19 protein-coding genes are annotated in these 21,159 nt (G+C 61.9%); 13 read left to right on the plus strand and 6 right to left on the minus strand.

Annotation, left to right across the window (positions count from 1 at the left end; genetic code table 11):
* Window positions 1-11: 11 nt before the first annotated feature.
* The 3 genes from SO139_RS32065 to SO139_RS32075 form a co-directional block, all read right to left on the minus strand.
* On the minus strand, window positions 12-1,334 hold the full coding sequence (locus SO139_RS32065) for an MFS transporter (protein ID WP_498541221.1): 1,323 nt from the start codon (window positions 1,332-1,334) through the stop codon (window positions 12-14).
* A gap of 67 nt (window positions 1,335-1,401) precedes the next feature.
* Window positions 1,402-2,460 (minus strand): Ldh family oxidoreductase, encoded by a 1,059-nt coding sequence (locus SO139_RS32070; protein WP_498541222.1) that lies wholly within the window; start codon window positions 2,458-2,460, stop codon window positions 1,402-1,404.
* Window positions 2,460-3,272 (minus strand): GntR family transcriptional regulator, encoded by an 813-nt coding sequence (locus tag SO139_RS32075; RefSeq protein ID WP_498541223.1) that lies wholly within the window; start codon window positions 3,270-3,272, stop codon window positions 2,460-2,462. The genes SO139_RS32070 and SO139_RS32075 overlap by 1 nt, the downstream gene beginning before the upstream one ends.
* Here SO139_RS32075 and SO139_RS32080 point away from each other — a divergent pair.
* On the plus strand, window positions 3,259-4,362 hold the full coding sequence (locus SO139_RS32080; RefSeq protein WP_498541224.1) for a mandelate racemase/muconate lactonizing enzyme family protein: 1,104 nt from the start codon (window positions 3,259-3,261) through the stop codon (window positions 4,360-4,362). The two genes, SO139_RS32075 and SO139_RS32080, sit on opposite strands and share 14 nt — an antisense overlap.
* Window positions 4,363-4,750: 388 nt before the next feature.
* Window positions 4,751-6,844: a methyl-accepting chemotaxis protein gene (locus SO139_RS32085; RefSeq protein ID WP_498541225.1), complete on the plus strand. Its 2,094-nt coding sequence runs from the start codon at window positions 4,751-4,753 to the stop codon at window positions 6,842-6,844.
* 147 nt (window positions 6,845-6,991) lie between these two features.
* Here the strand turns inward: SO139_RS32085 and SO139_RS32090 are convergent, their stop codons facing one another.
* Both SO139_RS32090 and SO139_RS32095 read right to left on the minus strand, forming a co-directional pair.
* Complete coding sequence (locus tag SO139_RS32090) at window positions 6,992-8,317, minus strand: MFS transporter (protein WP_498541226.1); 1,326 nt, start codon at window positions 8,315-8,317, stop codon at window positions 6,992-6,994.
* 94 nt (window positions 8,318-8,411) lie between these two features.
* Window positions 8,412-9,524 (minus strand): L-talarate/galactarate dehydratase, encoded by a 1,113-nt coding sequence (locus tag SO139_RS32095; protein WP_498541227.1) that lies wholly within the window; start codon window positions 9,522-9,524, stop codon window positions 8,412-8,414.
* Window positions 9,525-9,561: 37 nt separating this feature from the next.
* Here SO139_RS32095 and SO139_RS32100 point away from each other — a divergent pair, with 37 nt between their 5' ends.
* Window positions 9,562-9,795: a hypothetical protein gene (locus tag SO139_RS32100; protein WP_498541228.1), complete on the plus strand. Its 234-nt coding sequence runs from the start codon at window positions 9,562-9,564 to the stop codon at window positions 9,793-9,795.
* A gap of 86 nt (window positions 9,796-9,881) precedes the next feature.
* Window positions 9,882-10,586, plus strand: coding sequence for a GntR family transcriptional regulator (locus SO139_RS32105; RefSeq protein ID WP_498541229.1), 705 nt, complete (start codon window positions 9,882-9,884; stop codon window positions 10,584-10,586).
* An 81-nt stretch (window positions 10,587-10,667) separates the two neighbouring features.
* On the opposite strand, the gene SO139_RS32110 is transcribed toward SO139_RS32105, so the two are convergent.
* Window positions 10,668-11,702, minus strand: a complete 1,035-nt coding sequence (locus SO139_RS32110; protein WP_498541230.1) for a LacI family DNA-binding transcriptional regulator — start codon at window positions 11,700-11,702, stop codon at window positions 10,668-10,670.
* A 160-nt stretch (window positions 11,703-11,862) separates the two neighbouring features.
* Between SO139_RS32110 and SO139_RS32115 the strand changes: the two genes are divergently transcribed.
* The 9 genes from SO139_RS32115 to SO139_RS32155 all read left to right on the plus strand — a co-directional run bounded on the left by SO139_RS32115 (window position 11,863) and on the right by SO139_RS32155 (window position 21,029).
* Window positions 11,863-12,837, plus strand: coding sequence for a sugar ABC transporter substrate-binding protein (locus tag SO139_RS32115; protein ID WP_498541231.1), 975 nt, complete (start codon window positions 11,863-11,865; stop codon window positions 12,835-12,837).
* Window positions 12,838-12,966: 129 nt separating this feature from the next.
* Window positions 12,967-14,016, plus strand: a complete 1,050-nt coding sequence (locus SO139_RS32120; protein WP_498541232.1) for an ABC transporter permease — start codon at window positions 12,967-12,969, stop codon at window positions 14,014-14,016.
* A 10-nt stretch (window positions 14,017-14,026) separates the two neighbouring features.
* Complete coding sequence (locus SO139_RS32125) at window positions 14,027-15,046, plus strand: ABC transporter permease (RefSeq protein ID WP_498541233.1); 1,020 nt, start codon at window positions 14,027-14,029, stop codon at window positions 15,044-15,046.
* Entirely contained in the window at window positions 15,043-15,858 is an 816-nt protein-coding gene (locus SO139_RS32130) for an ATP-binding cassette domain-containing protein (protein WP_498541234.1), read from the plus strand. The genes SO139_RS32125 and SO139_RS32130 overlap by 4 nt, the downstream gene beginning before the upstream one ends.
* Before the next feature lie 72 nt (window positions 15,859-15,930).
* On the plus strand, window positions 15,931-16,836 hold the full coding sequence (locus SO139_RS32135; protein WP_498541235.1) for a sugar phosphate isomerase/epimerase family protein: 906 nt from the start codon (window positions 15,931-15,933) through the stop codon (window positions 16,834-16,836).
* Complete coding sequence (locus SO139_RS32140) at window positions 16,833-17,858, plus strand: Gfo/Idh/MocA family oxidoreductase (protein ID WP_498541236.1); 1,026 nt, start codon at window positions 16,833-16,835, stop codon at window positions 17,856-17,858. Before SO139_RS32135 ends, SO139_RS32140 begins: the two co-directional genes overlap by 4 nt.
* Before the next feature lie 23 nt (window positions 17,859-17,881).
* On the plus strand, window positions 17,882-19,054 hold the full coding sequence (locus tag SO139_RS32145) for a Gfo/Idh/MocA family protein (RefSeq protein WP_498541237.1): 1,173 nt from the start codon (window positions 17,882-17,884) through the stop codon (window positions 19,052-19,054).
* Between the two features lie 63 nt (window positions 19,055-19,117).
* Window positions 19,118-20,059, plus strand: coding sequence for a sugar phosphate isomerase/epimerase family protein (locus SO139_RS32150; RefSeq protein ID WP_498541238.1), 942 nt, complete (start codon window positions 19,118-19,120; stop codon window positions 20,057-20,059).
* 40 nt (window positions 20,060-20,099) lie between these two features.
* Window positions 20,100-21,029 carry a TIM barrel protein gene (locus tag SO139_RS32155; RefSeq protein ID WP_498541239.1) on the plus strand — a complete coding sequence of 310 codons (930 nt, stop codon included), beginning with the start codon at window positions 20,100-20,102 and terminating at the stop codon, window positions 21,027-21,029.
* Window positions 21,030-21,159: the final 130 nt, after the last annotated feature.

The raw sequence follows: 21,159 nt of genomic DNA on the forward strand, positions 1-21,159 counted from the left end.
GGGAGCTCGGTTCAGTCGTGTCTGCTGACGACATCCCGACGCAGGATCGTCACGGAGATGACCGTCAGTAGGCAGCAGGCCATCAGGTACAGAGCCACCAGCGTCGGTGTCCCGTTCGAAGCGGCTACCAACGCCGCGGCTATGAAAGGCGTCGGACCCGCAATGAGCATGCCATTCAATTCACGTGCAAAGGCGATCCCCGAAAAGCGGTAGCGCGTGGGAAACAGGTTGGCCAGGAATGCGCCTTGCGGACCAGCCATGCCGCCAAAGCCGAATCCATAGCCGACGCTCATGGCCAAGGCTGCGAGCGTGACGCTCTTGCTGTCGAGCAGATAGAACAGGGGGAATGCGAAAACAATCATGACGAGCGCGCCCGTCGCATAGACCTTCGCATAGCCGATGCGATCCGAGAGTGCGCCGAAACAAGGCGTGAGAATGATCCCGACCAGGGTTGCTATGATCACCACCGTAAGCGCATCCGTTCGCGGCATATGCAGCGTGTTGATCATATAGCTCAGGCAAAACGCGCTGAGGATATATGCGTTCGCGTTGTGGCCGGTCACTGCCAGAAAGCCGAACAGCACCTGTCTGGGGCTGTTGCGAAGAAGCTCACCCACGGGAACGCGTTCTCGCTCGACCTCCGCATGTTCCATTGCCGCCACATATTCCGGCGTTTCGTCGAGGCTGTTTCGGATGTACAGCGCAACGAAAAAAAGAATGGCCGAGGCGAGGAACGGAAGCCTCCAACCCCAGCTCAACAGAGTTTCCTCGGGCATGTAGGACATCAAGAGGAAGGACAGCGTTGCAAACATGACGCCCACGACGGTGGCCGATTGAAGGAATGCGGTAAAATAACCGCGCTTCTCCGGCGGGACATATTCGGAAACCAGCGTGACGGCACCGGCATATTCGGCGCCGGCACCAAACCCCTGAAGGAGCCGGAAGGCAACAAGCAGCACGGGTGCCCAGATTCCGATCTGGTTGACGTCCGGTAGCAGCCCCATGCCGACCGTCGACAAGCCCATCAGCGCAATTGTGAAGATGAGCGCCGGCTTGCGCCCGAAACGGTCGCCGATATGCGAGATTAGCAGTCCACCCAGGGGCCGGGCGAAAAAACCGACGGCGAAGGTAGCGAATGAGGCAAGCACTCCACCCACGCCGGAGAGTTGGGGGAAGAAGAGCTTGTTGATGATGAGGCCGGCCGCAGCGCCGTAGAGAGCGTAGTCATACCATTCGATGATCGTGCCGATCGTCGCGGCCGTCACTGCGCGTCGGATGTTGGCAGGATTGCCCGTGGAGGCGCTCTGCACGTCGTGGACGATGGCTTCTGACATCGCATGTGACATTGTTTTCTCCCCATGCCGCCGTTCTTTGTCGGTGGCTTGCTTTTGATGTGAGGGTCTAAAGCGTCGCAGGCAGTTCGATCTCGAATTTCTCCATCCATGGCGCAAGCGCCTCAAGGATCTCGCGGCTTACAGTCAAGCCGTCACGCAAAGCTGCGGTCCGGCGCTCACTGCCTGCTTCTCCGGGCAACCGAATCCGGTCGAATGGCCGGCGCGGGGTTGCCTGCCGGCAGGCGTCGACCAGCCAGTTGACCTGTTTGCGATAGGCATCGATCGAGCCGAACGCCTCCGGCTTGATCGCCATCACGAAAACGGATGCACTCCACCCCGCATGGGGCTCGGCGCGACCGTAGCCCGATAGGCACGCGGAGAGGACTTCGATCATCATGCCGAGGCCGTAGCCCTTATGGCCGGCCTCGAGGCCACCAATCGGCAGCACGGTGCCGGGCGGCGTATCGAAGATCACGCCGGGATCTCGCGAGGGTTCTCCACCGGCCGTTAAAAGCCAGGGCTCATCGAGCATGCGTCCTTCACGCTTCATCTTGGCGATCATGCCATTGGTGAGCAGTGAGGTGGAAACATCGACCAGAATCGGTGTTGGGTCTGCCGGTGCACCGAATGCAAACGGGTTGGAGGTCAAGACCGGTGTCGAGCCGCCGAATGGCGCCACACTGGAGAATCCGGGATCAGTCAGGGTGATGAAGGCTAGGTAGCCTTTGTCCGTCGCAGCGGTGAGATAGCCACCAAGTGACGCGGCATGGTGGCTGCGCTGGATGGTGACTGCTCCCATGCCAAGCCTGGCCGCACGCGAAATGGCTTCGTCGAGCGCCCGCGAGACCAGCCAGGGGCCGGGCAGCTTGCGGCCATCCCAGGCGAGGCAGGCGCCAAAGTCGGACAGGACCTCAGGCTTGCCGGCCGCCGTCATGCCGCCGGACTCGATCTCTCCGAGATAGGGCGCAAGCAGCGCAAGCCCGTGGGTCACACGTCCGCGGAGTTCACCGTCGACCAGGATGCGGGAGACCGCGCGGGCCTTCTCGCTCTCAAGCCCGGCCGTTTCAAGGAGCGCTGCGGCAAACGCTTCGAGATCGCGAGGGGCGTATGTCGCTTGCCGTGCCATCACCGACGCAGCGTTGCCTGAACTTTTTCCAAGAGGCTGTCGCGACTGCGGAGGAGGTGCTTCCTCAAGGCATCCTTGGTCTGGCCGGCGGACCCGGCGGCCATGCCGTCGAGGATGTCACGATGCTCGGCCACGACCGTGCTGGTGTCGCTCTGAACATAGACGTAGGCGGTATGCGTCTGGGTAAGGATGCGCTGATGCCATGCGGCAATCACCGCATTGTCGCGCGCCAGGATCAGCCGATGATGGAATGTGCGGTCGAAGGCGAGAGCCGTGGTGAGGTCGGCGAGGGTCTTGCGCTTTAGATGTCGCGCATGTTGCGCGAGATTTTCCTCCAGTTCGTCGAGCAGTTCGGTCGTGACGCACCCGCGCGCAAAGGCGGCGTCGATCGCTTCCAGTTCGATCAGGATCCGGGCCTCGTAGAGATCCTCGACATCCTTGAGCGTGAACAGCCGCACGACCGTGCCGCGACGCATCTCGGTCACGACCAGACCATCCGCCTCAAGCTTGAGAAGCGCCTCTTTGATCGGCGTCTGGCTGATCGCGAGATCCGCCGCGAGCTCCTCGGGAAGCAGGCGCTGTCCGCTCGGCAACCGCCCGGTCAGGATACGGCTGCGCAGCTCGTTGTGGACCTGGTCGGCGAGGGTGGTGCGGACGAGTTTTCCATTCATGACCGCATGCTTGCCGCAAAGGGCTGAAAATGCAATATTTAAAATAGAAAATTTTTTATTTGACAGGGCGTCAATTTCGTCCGAAATCGGCCGCGGCCCGCAAGTCAGGCGCTGGGAGAGGTTCGGGATGGCGAAGATCACCGCAGTCGAGACGCTACAAGTCGATCTCAAGCCCAAGGTGAAGCGGACCGACGCCATCCAGAGCTTCGAGGCGCAGGAAACCCCGATCGTCAAAATTCGTGACGCGGACGGCGTCGAGGGCGTCGGTTATTCCTACACGATCGGAACCGGCGGCTCTTCGGTCATGAAGCTGCTCGACGATCATTTGGTGCCGCTGCTCATCGGACGTGATGCCGACGAGATCGAGAAGATCTGGCGCGATCTGTTCTTTCGTGTTCATGCCACCACGGTCGGCGCGCTCACCTCGATCGCCTTGGCCGCGATCGACACGGCCTTGTGGGACCTCCGATCGAAGCGTGCGAAGCTGCCGCTTCACAAAGCGGCAGGGGGCGCCAAGGACCGCATCAAGCTTTACTATACCGAGGGCGGTTGGCTTCACATCGATGAAGGCGAATTGGTCGACGAGGCGGAGAAGACGAAGGCGCGGGGCTTCGGCGGGACCAAGATCAAGGTCGGCCGGGCGCATGTCGCGGAAGATGTTCGCCGTCTGCGTGCCGTGCGTAAAGCCGTCGGCGACGACTTCGACATCATGACAGACGCCAATCAGGGATTCATGGTCGACGAAGCCATCCGCCGCGCCCGCCATTACGAGGAATGCGACATCGCTTGGTTCGAGGAGCCGATCCATGCCGATGACGTCATGGCCCACAAACGCCTATGCGAAACGACGCAGATCCCGATTGCCGTGGGCGAGTCCATGTACTCCTTGTCGCAGTTCAAGGACTATCTGCAGAATGGCGCGTGCTCGATCGTCCAGGTCGATGTTGGCCGTATCGGCGGCATCACGCCGTGGCTGAAGGTTGCGCATCTGGCGGAAGCTTTCAACGTTCCGGTTTGCCCTCACTTCCTGATGGAGCTCCATCTTCCGCTTTGTTGTGCTGTGCCCAACAGCCGATGGCTGGAATACATTCCGCAACTCGATCTTGTGACGAAGACCAGCATGCAAGTCGAGAACGGCTACGGCATTCCCTCGAATGAACCGGGCCTCGGCATTGACTGGGATTGGAGCGCGCTCGAACAGCTGGTCGTGCACCGCAAGAAGCACGGCTGACGCGGATCGAGAGAGTATCGAAACCGAGCTGGCGGTCTTTGCAGGGTTACGAGAGACCTCGCATTCCCTCGGTGCCCTGGTTGATCGTTGCCTGAGCGCTGCGGCGCGGCAAATTCCAGGCCTTGCGAACGCCGCTGCAAGTGCCAACCGCATCACGCTCGGGGGTGATGCATAAATTGCATCGCATTTTCAATGCCCTGATTGCTCTAACCCATTGTACTTCCGCAATTTTACGGCGGGATAATGCCTAATTTTTACCTTTCTCGAGCAAAATGCACATGAGCGCTTGTCGACGGCACGCGCGGCTATGTCGGTAATTTGGTGTTTCGGGGTTTGCGGAGCTGCCGCTCGTGACTGCAAATTTCGAAAGCGCTTGCTTGGGTGTCCGATGCTCAATCGTTTGACCGCATCTGCGTTGCTGAAGACGGTGATCCTGTTCACGGCGCTCGTCGTCGTCGCGGAATTCTCGCTCAATGCCTGGAATTCCTGGACCCGGCTGCAAACGGCTAACCGGATCGCCGCCGTCTCCGCGACCTCGGCCGAGGTGTTCAAGGCGATGGCGAACATCCGGACCGACCGCTCGAACACCAGTCGCCAGCTCTCCTCCGACGTGGCGATGGGCAGTGACGTCGACAAATACATTCGCGAGATTCGCGGTGCCCTGATGCCCGCGCTGGCCCGCACTCTCGAGCTGATACCCTCCACCTATCTCGCGCAGGGCGACATGTTTGTCGCGGATCTCGGTACGCTGAACAAGACGCTGTTGGCACAACAAGCCGAGTTCTGGACTGAGATGGCCAAACCGAAAGCCGAGCGCCGTGCGGGACTTACCAAAGAATATGTTGCGACCGAGGATTCGCTGATGGCGCAGCTCGAGAAGCTCGCCAGCGCACTGGCCGCGAGCGTCAATCATCAGGATGCGACGATCGATCAGCTTCTGTCGATCAAGCAAATGGCCTGGCTGCTTCGCAATACTGCCGGCGAATCCTCGCAGATCGTAGGCAATGCGCTCAACAGCGGAAAGGTCGCTCCCGACATGCAGCTTGCCTACACCAAGTTGCTCGGCGGCCTCGACATCGCCTGGACCGCGATCGAACTCGCTGCGTCGGGCATGCAGTTGCCGCCGGCGCTGGCGGCCGCTCTCACAGAGACCAAGTCGGTCTATTTCGATCCGCAATATGGCGCCACGCGCGATGGCCTCCTTGCGTCCATCGCCAAGGGCGAGAAGCCGTCGATGACCGCCAAGGAATGGACCCCCTACGCGGTCCCCCGCATGATGACCGCGGTGAAGCTCGCTGACGCCGCCCTGCAGGCCGCCAACGATCACTCCGTGGACCAGCGCGCCAGCGCGGTGCAATCGCTGATCGTCAATTTGGCCCTCCTCATCGCGGCGATTGCGTCGACAGGCGCCGCGATGCTCGCGGTCAGCCGTCGTGTGATCACGCCGCTGCACCGGATCCGCGACGCCATGCTGAAGGTTGCCGGCGGCGACCTTGACGTCGACAGCGGCTATCTTCACCGCCATGACGAGATCGGCGCGCTCGCCGGAGCACTCGAAATATTCAAGCGCCAGGCGACCGACAAGCTCAAGATCGAGGCCCAGGAGCGCGAGCGCAACGCCTGTGCTGTGGCACGCCAGCGCGCGATCGATGGGTATATCGGCGAGTTCGAGAGCGTGGTGCGTACATCGCTGGGCGAGTTGAGCGAGGCTTCAGGCGAGATGCGTAAGACCTCGGGCGAGCTCTCTACCGTCTCGCGTCAGACCAATGATCGTGCCGAGGTCGCCGGAAAGGCCTCGAACGATGCCTCGATGAGCGTCGACAGCGTGGCTGCGGCGGCCGAAGAGCTGAGTGCCTGCATCAACGACATTAGCCAGCAGGCAGCCCATGCCACCGGCATCGCCAGCCGGGCCGTGAGCCAGGCCCGGGAAACCGACAGCACAGTACAGGGCCTTGCGAGGTCCGCCGGACGCATAGGTGAGGTCGTCGACCTCATCAACGGCATCGCAGCACAGACCAATCTCCTCGCTCTCAATGCGACCATCGAGGCGGCGCGTGCGGGTGAAGCCGGCCGCGGCTTTGCAGTGGTTGCCTCCGAAGTAAAGTCGCTCGCGAGCCAAACGGCCAAGGCCACCGAGGAGATTTCCGGGCAGATTGCCGATATCCAAAAGGTGGCAGGCGATGCGGTCAATGCGATCCAGGCGATCGGCGGCATCATCGGGGAGGTCAACGAGGTCGCCACCGCGATTGCAGCCGCTGTGCAAGAGCAGGGCGCCGCAACTCAGGAGATTACCCGCAGCACGCAATATGCAGCGCAAGGCACCAAAAATGTTTCCGAGAACATCACGGGTGTGAAGGCCGACGCCGACACGGCGGCAGGGGCGGCCGAGAATGTCAAGCAGGCTTCGGAGATGTTGGAGAGCCAGAGCCGGCAGCTCGGTCAGCAGGTCAGCGATTTCCTCGGCAAGATCCGCGCGGCATAAGAAGGTCGTTTCATCCGGTCGGAAGCAAAGGGATAGCGCTCCGACAGCAGTTTGACGAAATCCGCAAGCGCGGGTGGGACTTTCCTGATGCGCGCTGACGTTTGGTGTTTCGCTGCCGAAGGCGATTTGAATCGGTGTGCGGGCACCTCAGGTCTGTGTTTCGAGGCGGGAGATCTTACCGACGATCACGAGGTAGCTGAGGACAGCGACAAGCGCGTTCGTACCGACGAAGACCAGGGCCCCGTTAAAGCTGCCAGTGGTGTCGATGATGTAGCCGACGACGATTGGCGTCACGATTCCAGCGGTATTGCCGAACATGTTGAACACGCCTCCGGAGAAACCGATCAGGCGGCGCGGCGCGATGTCGGAGATGACGGCCCAGCCCAGCGCACCGACACCCTTGCCGAAGAAGGCCAGCGCCATGAAAGTCACGACCAGCCAGTCCGCCTGCACGTAGTTGCAGCAGACCATGCTGGTCGACAGCAAGAGCCCGGCGACGATTGGAATCTTTCGTGCAGCCGTGAGTGAGAACCCGGAACGCAGCAATCGATCCGAAATAAGGCCCCCGAGAATTCCGCCGGCAAAACCGCAGATCGCGGGAAGCGAAGCCACGAAGCCTGCCTGCAAGATCGTCATGCCGCGCTGCTGGACGAGATAGACTGGAAACCAAGTCAGGAAGAAGTAGGTCAGCACGTTGATGCAGTATTGCGCGATGTACACCCCCAGGAAGGTGCGCGTGGTCAGCACGGCGCGTCGTTGGCCGTCGCTCGCACCAACCGAAGATTGAGGGGACTCACCGGCGGTCCGGTCGCCATCGCGGATCAGCTGCAGTTCAGCGGCATTAACCGCGGACACTTCGCCTGGCTGCCTGGCAAAGACATACCAAACGGCCGCCACGACAAAGCCGAGCAATCCCATCCAGACATAGACATGATGCCAGCTAAAGGCGTGGACCATCCAGGCCATCAGGGGAGTGAACACGACCGGTGCAAAGTATTGCGCGGAATTGTAGAAGGCCGAGGCCGTGCCGCGCTCGGCTGCGGGAAACCAGCTCGTCGCCATCTTCGCATTCGCTGGAAAGGCTGGCGCTTCCGCTAGGCCGACGCAAAAGCGCAGAAAAAACAGCATCACGACAGCGCTACCCATCGTTGCGAACAGACCCAACATGCTCTGCAGGAGGGTAAACAATGACCAGAGCAGAATGCTCGCGGTATAGACCAGGCGTGGTCCAAAGCGATCGAGCAGGATGCCGCCGGGCACTTGTGCCAGCACATAGGCCCAGCTGAATGCGGAGAAGGCGTAGCCCATCTGGATCGCGCTGAGGCCGAACTCCGCCCGCATCGCCTGCGCGGTGATCGAGAGCGTCGCGCGATCCGCGTAGTTCACCGTGGTGACGACGAAAATCAGAGCGATGATGAAGTAGCGGACCCGGCTTGCATGGGCCCGGTTCAGCACGCCTGCGGTTGTTTCCACTACGACTTCCTCCCCTGATCGGAACCAGAGCTGTGCCTTGCGTTGCTCCGGCTCCGAGTGCGTTTCTTCTTGTCCGTTGTGATGGCGGGAGACGCTAGATCCGCGCCGCTGCCACTTGGCAGGCGCGTCCATGCTCGGACAGCGTGAAGCCCAACCCGGGGCGATCGGGCAGGAACATGCGTCCTTCCTGGATTTCCAGTCGCTCTTCGAAGGCTGGCTCCAGCCATTCGATGTGCTCGACCCAGCTCTCATGCGGATAAGCGCAAGCGAGATGGATATGAATCTCCATGACGAAATGCGGCGCCAACTTCAGACCCGCGAGATCAGCCACGGCCGCGATCTTGAGGAATGGCGTGATTCCGCCGATGCGAGGTGCATCCGGCTGCAGGAAGGTGACGGAATTCTGCTTCACGAGCTCCGCACACTCAGCGACGCTGCTGAGCATTTCGCCCGTTGCGATTGGCGTGTCGAGCTTGTCGGTCAGGCGGGCATGGCCGGCATAGTCATAGGCCGAGAGCGGCTCCTCGAGCCAGGTCAGGTTGTACTGATCGAGCATCCGTCCTGCCCGAAGCGCGCTGGTGTAGTCCCATTGCTGGTTGGCATCGACCATGATGGGTACGCCGTCACCGACGTGGCGGCGCACCAACTCCACACGTTCGATGTCGCGCGAGAGCTGAAGCTGGCCGACTTTCAGCTTGATGCCGCCGATACCGCGGCGAAGTGAGGCATCGACGTTGGCGATGACCTCTTCCTTGGTCGCGTTCAGGTAGCCGCCCGACGTGTTGTAGGTCGGCACGGAATTGCGGTAGGCGCCGATGAACTTGCCCAGCGGCAACCCGGCCTTCTTCGCCTTCATGTCCCATAGCGCGAGATCGAACGCGGCGATGGCCTGGACTGTCACGCCTGTTCGGGCAACGGAGGCGCCCGCCCAGGCCAGCTTTTCCCATAGCCGACCGATGTCGTCCGGGTCCTCGCCGACCAGATCCGGCGCCAGATCTCTGGCATGGGCGAAAAGGGCGTTGCCGCCCGCCCGCAAGGAATAACTGAAGCCAAAGCCGCGCGCGCCGCTCTTCGTTTCCAGCGTTACGCAGAGCAGGTCGACGTGGGCAAGCGGGCGCTGCCGGCCCGTCAGCACCTTGGCATCGCTGAGTGCCGCCTTCAACGGCACCTGGTTGAGCGTGACCTCGATCGATTGAATGGGGTCCATGAGACGAACCTTGGTTTTGAGGAGGGAGAATTTTCGAATGAGCCTGGATCAACACGACAGATCGGAAATGACCTGGCGTCACCCCGCCAGCATGCGCGGCCCGGCAATGACTGCGGCGCTTTCGCCATCGGCACATAGCGATACGAACGCCCAATCCGGTCGGTCGGACATCTCGGTCGTCTCCTGCGTGATTTCGTTTCTTGGGCTGGTGTCGCCAGCCACGATCGTTTGTCTCGCTCATCTTGATCGTGGAGTCAACGATCGTGCATGATCGATGATGCCTGATGCATGAGTCCCGGGCTATGCTAGGATGGCGATCGAGTCGGCGGGCGCCGGCCCGCGCGAATGGAGGCTTCCATGACTCCGAGGGACGGCACGATCGGCCTTCGCCTCGTCAAGACACCCCTGTCGGAACAGGCTTATTCGGCGCTGAAGCGTCAGATACTCGATCAGGAGCTGCAGCCGGGCGAGCGGCTGAACATCGATGCTCTGTCCCGGCGACTGGGCGTGAGCAGTTCACCTCTCCGGGAAGCATTGGTTCGTCTCGAGGCCGAAGGGTTGGTGGTATTTGCCGCCAATTCCGGATTTTCCGTCGCGCCCTTGCCGGACGCAGATCAGATGCGTCAGCTTTTCGAGTTTCGGTTGCTAATTGAAGTGCACTGCGCTCGCATCGGTGCCGCCCGTGGAGATGTGGGCGACGTGGCAGCTCTGACCCAGGCGACAGATGCCATGGCCAAGATGCGCAAGGCCGGCGTCGGCTACGAAGGTTATGAAGCCTATTTCGGCCTCGAGCAAACCTTCCACCAACGCATCGTAGACAGCGCACGAAACGGTCCGATGGCCGCGGCCTATCGAGGGCTCGACGTCGTCCTCTACGTCGCTCGCCGCTCAATCGTGCGCGAGAGCGGCCGTATCGGTTCGGACGACGCGGTTCGCGAGCACCGTGCGATTGTCAAGGCCTACGCTGCCGCTGATCCGGATGCGGCCGAAGCTGCGATGCGCCGACACCTTGCAGGGGCGCAGGCCCGGATGACGAGCTCCACCGGCGCGATGCGCCGATGAGAGTTTCGCGAAAAGCACGGTTTCCCAGCGCACACTGCGGCCAGCCCGCAAGGGCGGGGGGCAGCGTGAGTGTCGCTCGTCTCAAACATTCTCCGGCGTCACGATCTCGAACGGGATGGTCCGCTGAAGCGTGGCGGTCGGGGTGTCCTGCTTTGTGACGTCGATCATCGTCTGGACGAGCAGATCCGAGGTTGCCTCGAGTGGGTGGCAGAGCGCGGCCGTGATGAGTCCTTCAGAGAGGCCCTTCCGCGTCTCGGGTCCGATGTCGCGGCAGATGATCTTGATGCCCTTTCGCCTGTCTTCCGGCGCTTCCCTGATCGCCCGAAGCACACCGGAAATGCCGCCTCCGACGATCAGGATGCCAACCAGATCGTCCGTTGCTTGCAGCAGTTCTTTGACAAGCCGGTATGCTTCGTTCGGCTCTTCGTGTGTCGGTCGGCTTTCCTCGATGATCAGCCCTGGCGCATGCTCCCGCATGTAGGACCGAAAGCTCGCGTCAGCAACGTCCTGGCACTGGTAGCGGTGATTGCCGATGAAAACCGCAATGCGCCCGCTGCTCAGCGTCATTTGGGCAATGAGGAACGCTGCCGTACGTCCGAGTTTCCAGTTGTCGGTGCCCACATAGGCCGCCCTATCCGGTGCGGACTGATCGGTGATGTAACAGACGACCGGCTTGCCTGCTTCGCGCAACGATAGGATCGTTTGGCCAATGATCGGATGATCGGCTGCGATCACAGCGACGGCATCGCATTCAATTGAGAGCGCTTGGAGCCGATCTGCAATGTTGTCGGGCGAGAGAAGGTCGACGAACTCGACAAGTGGCTCGACGACTTCGTCGCGACGCCCACGACAAGCTGCGACGATCTTCCGGCTGAAGAGCTGATAAAGTTCACGGTGAGACTGCTGCAGCAGGAAGCCGAAGCGATAGTTCGGCGCTGACTTGCGGATCCGGTCGTCGATCGCACCGATGCCGTAGAACCCGATCCGATCGGCCGCGCTCTGGACGCGCTGCATGGTGGTGCCTCGCACGGAAGCGGAGCCAGCCAAAATCCTGTTGACGGTTGCGACTGACACGCCGGCAGCCTTCGCCAGGTCGGGAATGGTTGGTCGTTTCACGCTCAAACTCCCGAAAGTTTCGTATCATCCTGATTGATATGAAATGATATTTTCTTCTCATTCGCATGCTAGCGCATATTTGCAGGTTTTCAACCTTGCGCTATGAGTCACGGCACAATCAGAGAGCTCGTTTGTGAGACGAGACTTGGGAGGAATAGATATGTTTAAGCGCAATCGCATTGCGATGATGATGTCTGTGGCCGTGATTTTGGGTCTCACGGCGACCTCTGCCATGGCAGCCAAGATCTTTGTCATTGGTGGCAAACCCGACGATCCGTTCTGGTCGATCGTGAAGCGCGGCGCCGAAGATGCCGGTATCGTGTCAAAGGCTCAGGGTGGGTCCGTGACCTGGCTTGGTCCTCAGAACTACGACAACCTTGGTGTCGATGCCGCGGAGCTGATCCGTCAGGCGATTGCCCAAGGTGCCGACGGGATCGTCGGCCCCGATTGGGTCCCCGAGGCGATGGATCCCGCCTTCAAGGCCGTGGTCGACGCCAAGATTCCACTGGTGATCTACAACGCCGGCGGCATCGCCGCGGCCGATCGCCTCCACGCGATGAACTATGTTGGCAGCGACGACTATAAGGCCGGCGTCGCCGCAGGCGAGTATTTCGCCAAGAACGGGCTGAAGACGCTCGTCTGCATCAACACTCTGCCGGGTGCAGCGAACATCGAGGCCCATTGCCGGGGCATGACCGATGGCGTCAAGGCGAACGGTGGAACCGGCGCGGCCCTTCCGCTGCCGGCGACCTCGTTTGGCAATGCGACGGCGGTCGCCCAGGCGGTGAAGGCCTATCTTCTGCAACACCCTGAGGTGAACGGTGTCTACACGATCGGCAACGTTGATGCGAATTCGGCGATCAACGGCATCACGCAGGCTGGTAAAGCCGCGCAGGTCAAGGTCGGCGGCGTCAACATGGACGAGACCATCCTGAAGAACATCAAGTCTGGCACGCAGATGTTCGCGATCGACCAGCAGGGGTACCTGCAAGGCTATCTCGCCGTATCGATCCTGAATGGTCATGTGAACTTCGGCCTGAGCGTGCCGACGCGGGAAATCCTGACCGGACCCGGGATCGTCGACGCTTCGAATGTCGATCCGGCACTGAAGGGCGTGAAGCAGGGCACTCGCTGAGGGTCCCTCGATTGAGGTGGCGGAGTTTGCTGTCCCGTTCGGGCAGCGGATTCATCGACTGGCACGGCCGGAGCAGAGAGAGCCGAAACGGGCACTTCGCTTCGATCCCACGGAACGAGGAGCAGGTCCATGGTCTCAGTCACGCAAGTCCAATTTGCCGCGCCTGCGGCGCGTCGGTCCCTCTTTCCGGCGACTCTCGGGCGACTGTTGCGGCGTCCCGAAGCGGGCTCGTTGGCCGGATTGATCGCGGTCTTCATCTTCTTCGCGATCTTCGGCGGCCGTGTCTTCGTTTCGCCGGCGGGTTTCGCGGGTTGGCTCAACGTGGCCGCAGAGGTCGGGATCGTCGCGCTTCCGGTAGGGCTACTGATGATCGCCGGCGAACTCGACCTGTCGATCGGTGCCGTCATTCCGGCGTCGTCGGTGACCGTGGCCGTGATCTCCGGCCACTACGGGGCGCCAGAACCCGTCGGTATCCTCGCAGCACTCGCCGTAGGCCTCGCGGTGGGCTTCGTCAACGGCGTGCTCACGATCCGCACTGAAATGCCCTCGCTGATCGTGACGATCGGCACGATGTTCGCCGTCATGGGATTGACGCTCGGCTTCGCGGTGCTCCTCACGGGAAGCACGAGCACCGCGATCGTTCCGAGCGAGACTGCGAAGTTCTTCCTCGGGCAGTTCGTGGGCGGAATGTTCCAGGTGACCATCTTCTGGTGGGTCCTGATCGCCCTGGTCCTGGCCTATCTCCTTCACGTATCGCACGTCGGCAATTGGATCTTCGCCCTCGGCGGCGACCGCGTCAGCGCCCGCAACGCCGGCATCCCGACCGAGCGCCTCACCGTGACGCTCTTCATGATCAGCGGCTTCTGTGCGGCCTTCGTCGGCGTGAGCCAGGCCATGGTCTATCAGAGCGCCCAGGTCGCAGGCGGCCAGTCCTTCATTTTCAACTCGATCATGTGCGTCGTGATCGGCGGCGTGCTCCTGACCGGCGGCTTCGGCTCGATCGTCGGCGTCGTGATCGGGACCGTGACCTTCTCCATGGTGAACCAGGGCATCTACTTCACCAGCGTTGATCCCAACCTCGGGAGCGTGATCATCGGCGCATTGCTCCTGCTGGCCGTGATCATGAACGACACGTTCCGGCGGATGGCGCTGGCCTATTCCGGCAAGAAGAAGGGGTGAGGGCTCAGCCATGTATTACATCCTTCTACCATTCGGCAGATTGCTGCGGCGCCCGGAAGCCGGGTCCGTCATCAGCCTTATCGCGGTCGTCCTGTTCTTCGTCATCTTCGGCGGCGTGAATCTTCAAAAGCTGCTCGGCGCGGCGAGTTGGGTGAATTTCGCGGCCAACCTCGGCATCGTTGCGCTACCGCTCGGCCTTCTGATGATCGCGGGCGAACTCGACATCTCGATCGGCGCCATGATTCCGGCCGGCTCGATGAGCATCGCCATCCTGTCCGGTTACTATGGCCTGCCGATCGCCGTCGGCATGCTGGGGTCGATCGGCATCGGCGTGCTCGTGGGGCTGATCAACGGATTTCTGACGGTCCGGACGTCGGTTCCTTCGCTGATCGTCACGCTTGGAACGCTGGTCGCAATGCAGGGCGTGGTGCTTAGCGCCTCGGTGCTACTGACCGGAAGTGCCAGCGTCGCACTGACGGCGCCTAACTGGGCGAAGATGGTCTTCGGCCAGCTTCTCGGCGGCAGCTTCCAGATCATCATCGTCTGGTGGCTTGTCTTGTCGGCGATCTTCTACGTGATCGTGCACCACACCCGTTACGGCAATTGGATCTTCGCCATGGGTGGAGACAGGGAGAGTGCCAGGAACGCGGGCATTCCGACTTCGAAGCTCACCATTGCGCTCTTCGTTCTGTCGGCAACCTCCGCCTCGTTCGTCGGCATGTGCGGCGCCATCCTGTTCAATTCGGCGCAGGTGTCCGGCGGCATGAACTACATCTTCAACGCGGTCGTTTCGGTCGTCGTCGGTGGCGTCCTTCTGACCGGCGGGTTCGGATCGGTGATCGGCATTTTCGTGGGCACTCTGACCTTCGCTGTCGTGAGCCAGGGAATCTACTTCACCTCCATCGACCGGAACTGGTCCAGCCTGATCATCGGCGTGATGCTTCTCGTCGCTGTCCTCATGAACAACAACTTCCGGAAAATCGCGATCTCCTATTCCCTCCGCAAGAAAGCCCGAGGAGCTGAGGCATGACCACTCCGGTTCTCGAACTCAGGAACGTCAACAAATCCTTCGGACCGATCGACGTTCTCCATGACATCTCGCTGAAGGTCCACGCGGGCGAGGTCCTTTGCCTGCTCGGCGACAACGGTGCGGGCAAGTCGACGCTGATCAGGACGCTTGCTGGCGTCCACAAACCGACCTCGGGAGCGATCCTGATGGATGGTGAGGAGGTCACCTTCATTCGGCCCAAGGATGCCGCAGATCGCGGCATTTCGACCGTGCACCAGTTCGGCGGGACGTTTCCGCTCATGAGCATCGGGCGATCGTTTTTCGTCGGAGTTGAACCCACGAAGAAATTCGGTCCCTTCAGCATCTTCGATCGAAAGACGGCGAACGCGGTCGCGGTCAAGGCGGTCCAGGAATTTGGCATCACCCGGATCGACGATGGGGACAGGTTGATCGGCGGTCTTTCGGGTGGTGAGCGCCAGTCGCTTGCCATCGCCCGCGCGGTCCATTTCGGTGCCCGCGTTCTCATCCTCGACGAACCGACCGCAGCGCTCGGTGTCAAGGAGGCCGCGCACGTGCTTCGGATCATCCTCGAAGCGCGCCGACGGGGGCTCGCCGTGATCCTCATCACCCATCAGGTGATGCATGCCATGACGGTCGGAGACCACTTCGCCGTTTTGATCCGGGGTGCGCTCGCAGCCGACTTCCGCAAGGGCGAGAAGACGCGTGAGGAGATCACCGATCTGATGGCCGGCGGAGAAGCCATGGCGGGCCTCGAGGCGGAGATCGAGGGCTACATGCAGACCCATGAGGGTCACCCACCGCCAGTCGCTTAGCCGGTACGCCAGACATCCCACAGAAGGTGAACAGGCCGCTATGACCGCAACAACAACTTCCAGGTGAGTTCTATGAAGATTGCGCTCGACCCCTTCATGCACCGTCATCTCTCGCTCGAGGCGTTGCCGTTCAAAGTCAAGGAACTCGGCTACGATTGGATCGAACTGTCGCCGCGTGGCGACTTCCTCGAATGGTTCAAGGCCCCGCGCGTCTTTCCGGATCGCATCAAGGCCTTCAAGAAGGCGCTGAAGGAGGCCGATGTCCGCATCGCTTCGCTGCTGCCGATGTACCGCTGGGCGTCGAACGACGAGACAGAGCGCCGCGCGGCCGTACGCCACTGGAAGCGCGCGATCGAGATCGCCGTCGAGATGGAAGTCGACACGATGAACTCCGAGTTTGGGCGCGGACCGCATCCGGACAAGGGCTCCTGCTACTGCTGCCACACCGGCTCGATGATCGAAACCTGCGAGGACGCCTGGTGGCGGTCGATGGATGAGCTCGTGCCGATCTTCGAGAAAGAGGGCATCAATCTCCATGTCGAGCCGCACCCCGAGGATTGGTGCGAGACTTTGCAGCCCGCCGTCGACATCATCCGGACCGTGAATTCACCGCGGGTGAAGTTCCTCTACTGCGCGCCGCACACGTTCTATTTCGGCGACGACACCAAGGCGATGCTGCGCGAATGCGCCGATGTGCTGGCGCATGTCCATGTCGGCGACACCTTCAATCACAAGGCCTCGTCGGGCCTGCGCTACATCCTGAATCCACCTGGCACTAACGCCCGCGTGCACCAGCACCTCAACATCGGCCAGGGCGAAGTGCCTTGGGACGACTTCTTCGGCACGCTCGCGGAGATCGGCTTCGACGGGATCATGAGCTCATGCGTCTTCGCGTGGGAGGACCGCGCCGACGAGTCCGGCCGATTCATGCGCACGAAGATGCAGGACTACGTCGAGAAGTACTGGAGAGCGAAATGAGTCTCAAAGTCGGCGTCATCGGGACGGGGATGATCGGTCAGGATCACATCCGTCGACTGACCCAGGTTCTCTCAGGTGTCGAGGTCGTCGCTGTCACCGACATCGACCAAGACCGGGCTCGGGCGGCAGCGCCCCGCGGCGCGTCAGTTTTCGACACGCCGCAAGCCTTGATCTCATCCGATGCGGTTGAGGCGGTCGTCATTTGCTCATGGGGACCGGCTCATGAGGAGCAACTGCTCGCCTGTATCGCAGCGTGCAAGCCAGTGTTTTGCGAGAAGCCGCTCGTAACCTCGGAAGCTGCCGCGCGGCGCGTCATGGAGGAGGAGGTCATCTTCGGGCGCCGACTCGTGCAGGTCGGCTTCATGCGCCGCTTCGACGCCGACTATCGGCGGCTGAAGCGGGTCATCGACAGCGGATCGCTCGGCGCCCCCCTGATGTTCCACTCCGTTCATCGCAACGCGTCGGTGCCGGCTGGGCTCTACACCTCCGACATGCCCTTGAACGACACGTTGGTGCACGACGCGGACATATCGCGCTGGCTGCTTTCCGATGAGATCGCCGGCGTTGAAGTTCGCGTGCCGCGCCGCTCCACCCGCGGCGGCGACCTGCGTGACCCGGTGGTGGTGCTGCTACACATGGCCTCTGGAGTGCTGGTCGACGTCGAGATCTCGGTCAACATTGCGTTCGGTTACGATATCCGGGGCGAGGTGAGCTGTGAGCAGGGGGTCGTGGCGCTCCCGAACCGGCCCGCGACCGTCATTTCTGACCGCCATGGCATTCGTCAGGCCATCCCCGAGGATTGGCGCGAGCGATTCATCGAGGCCTACGACCAGGAATTCCGGGAGTGGATCGTCGCGGCCTCCGAAGGGACGGCCACTGGTCCGTCCACCTGGGACGGCTATGCCGCGACCCTGACCGCGGATGCCGCGTTGCGCGCCGCCTCCAGCGGCGGTCTTGAACGCATCGCGATGATCGACAAGCCCGCACTCTACGATGCTCCGCTCGCGCTCGCGGCCGAGTAGGCGCTCATCCAGGGAGAGTTGTCATGATCAACGGAGAGAAGACGATCAGCAGCCCCTTGCGCTGGGGTATGATCGGCGGCGGCCGCACGGGCCAGGTCGGCTACAAGCACCGCACTGGCGCATTGCGCGATGGCACGTACCGGCTTCTCGCGGGTGCCTTCGACCTCGACGCGGATCGGGGGCGGGACTTCGGCGTGAAGCTCGGCGTGGCCGCCGACCGCTGCTATGCCACCTCTCAGGATCTCATCGCGGGCGAGACTGCGCGCGACGACGGCATCGAGGTCGTGTCGATCGCGACTCCGAACTTCACGCATTACGAGATCGCCAAGGCGTGCCTTCAGGCCGGCCTCCACGTCATCTGCGAAAAGCCGCTCTTTTTTACCCTGGCCGAGTGCGAGGAGATCGCGGCCCTTGCCAAGGAGAAGGGACTGATCGTTGGCGTGACCTACGGCTTCACGGGTCACCCGCTCGTCCATCAGATGGCCGCGATGGTGAAGAAGGGCATGCTCGGCGAGATCCGCATCGTCGACCTCGAATATACCCACGGCTTCAATTCCGGCGATGACATCGGGGCCGGCGAGGCGGTCAAGTGGCGGACGAACCCAAAGACGGCCGGCCCGACTTTCGTCCTTGGCGACATCGGCACCCACCTCTACTACTTCTCGGCGATCGTGCTGCCGCATATCAAGGTCGAGAAGCTGCTTTGTGACCGCAAGGCCTTCATTCCCACTCGCGCGCCGCTGGAGGACCATGCGACGGTCCTGATGCACTACGACAACGGCGCCAGAGGTCGCCTCTGGGTCTCGTCCGTGGACGCCGGCAACATGGGCAGTCAGCGGTATCGCTTCGTCGGTTCGAAGGCTTCGGTGTCCTGGTCCGACAGTCATCCAGATCAGCTCGTCTATGAAGTTCAGGGCGAGCCGGGACGCATCCTTCACCACGGCATGCCCTATCTGGAGACGGAGAGCCTCGCCATCGACCGGATGGGTGCACTCCACACCGAAGGGCTCGGCGACAGCTGGTCCAACATCTATCTCTGGATCGCCGAGGCGATTGACGCGGCGAAGCGCAGCGATCAGGCCTTCCTCAGAACTCACCACTACCCCAGCATCGAAGCCGGGACCGAAGGTGTCCGCTGGCTGGAGAACTGCGTCCGGTCCGCTGACGCAGGCTCGGCCTGGGTCGACTTCCAATAGCGCGCTGACTCCCCAACTGGGCGTGCATCAGCACGCCCTCTCTTTTTTCAGGATGGAACGATCATGAAACTTTCGATCTGCACCGATGTGATGGGCGATCTCTCTTTCACCGACATGCTCGACAAGTGCGTCCGACTTGGTGTCGAGGGCATCGAGATGACGGGGGGCGGCTGGTCGCGTGCGCCGCACTTCCGGGCCGACGAGCTCCTCGCCGACAAGACGCTGCTCAAGACGAAGCTCAAGGAGATCGAGACGCGCGGTCTTCAGATCGCTGCCCTCAATTGCTCGGCGAATCCACTCGATCCCGGCCCAATGGGAAAGCGCCATCGCAAGGAAATGGAAGAGACGATCCGGCTTGCCGGCGAGATCGGTGTCAAGACCATCGTCACCATGTCGGGCCTGCCGGAAGCGGCACCTGGCGACACGGTGCCGAACTGGCTCGTCTACACCAAGAGCTGGCCAGACGAGATGCCCGAGCGCGATCGCTATCAATGGGAGGAGCGGGCGTTCCCGCTGTGGCACGGCCTCGTGAGGCTCGCGAAGGAAGTCGGCGTCGAGAAATATGCGCTGGAGAATTTCTCGGCGATGCTGGTCTGGAACCCCGAGACCTTGTTTCGGCTTCGCAACGCGGTCGGTCCAACGGTCGGAATGAATCTCGATCCTTCGCACCTGATGTGGATGGGCGCGGATCCCATCGCATCGGCCCGCGCGCTCGGCGCGGCCATCCACCATTGCCACGGCAAGGACACGCGGATTGAACGGGGACTGGCTGACGTGAACGGTCTTCTTGAGCTGAAAGAGGTTACGGACGTCGCCAATCGCGCGTGGAATTACGTCGCGGTCGGCGCTGGTCACGACCTTCAGTGGTGGAAGGAGTTCTTCTCGGTCGTCCGGATGTGCGGCTACAACGGCTGGGTCAGCCTCGAAATGGAAGATTTTACCATGTCGACGGACGCCGGCATCCAATCTTCGGTGAGCGCTCTCCAGGCGACGATCAGCCGCTGAACTCGGCGGCCGGACGTCGAGCACTAGCAACGAGCATGGGATGACCAACAGGATCACGATTGCGACTGCGCCTTGCTGCCGGGGGGTCGACGACATCGGTAACCCACATCTGCCAACCTGGGAGAAGGTGCTCGACGAAGCGGCGGCCGCTGGCTTTGGCGGCCTCGAGCTCGGCCCCTACGGCTATCTGCCGCTCGACGTCGCGCGCGTCTCGGAGGCCCTGGCGAAGCGCAACTTGAAGATCGTCGCTGGCACGATCTTTGACGACCTCGTTTCACCGGCGAACCGCGCGAACCTGCTTAAGCAGACCGACGAAATTTGCGCGCTGATCGTCGCCCTACCGAAGCCGCCGACCCACGACGGCCAGCGCTATCCGGCGCCCTATCTGACCGTGATGGACTGGGGCCATGACGAACGCGACTACGCCGCCGGACATTCCGACCGCGCGCCGCGCCTCAATGATGCGGCTTGGGCGGACATGGTCGAGAACATCCGCGTCATCGCGACGCTCGCCCGCGATCGATACGGTGTCCGCGCCGTAATCCACCCGCATGCCGGCGGCTACATCGAATTCGCCGACGAGCTCGCGCGCATCGTCGCCGACATTGATCCCGACGTGGCCGGGCTCTGCCTCGACACGGGCCATCTCGCCTATGCAGAGATGGATCCGGTCGAGACGTTGCGCCGCTACTGGGAGCGCACCGACTACATCCATTTCAAGGACATCGACCCGGCCATCTTTGCGGCCGTGATGGGCGAGCGCATCCGCTTCTTCGACGCCTGCGCCAAAGGCGTCATGTCCCCGATCGGGCACGGCTCGATCGACTATCCGCGCGTCCGGGCGCTGCTCAGCGAGCTTGGCTACGGCGGCTACATCACCATCGAGCAGGAGCGGGACCCCCGCAACACCGGTTCGATCCTTCAGGACCTGGCGGCGAGCCGTGCTTTCCTCGCCGGCGTCGGGCTTTGAACTCACGGAGACCTCAGATGCGGACCCTCGACGTTATCACGATCGGAAGATCTTCGGTCGATCTCTACGGCGCGCAGGTCGGCGGGCGGCTCGAGGACATGGGATCGTTCAACAAGTACATCGGCGGCTC

The organism is Bradyrhizobium sp. UFLA05-89, assembly GCF_059803475.1.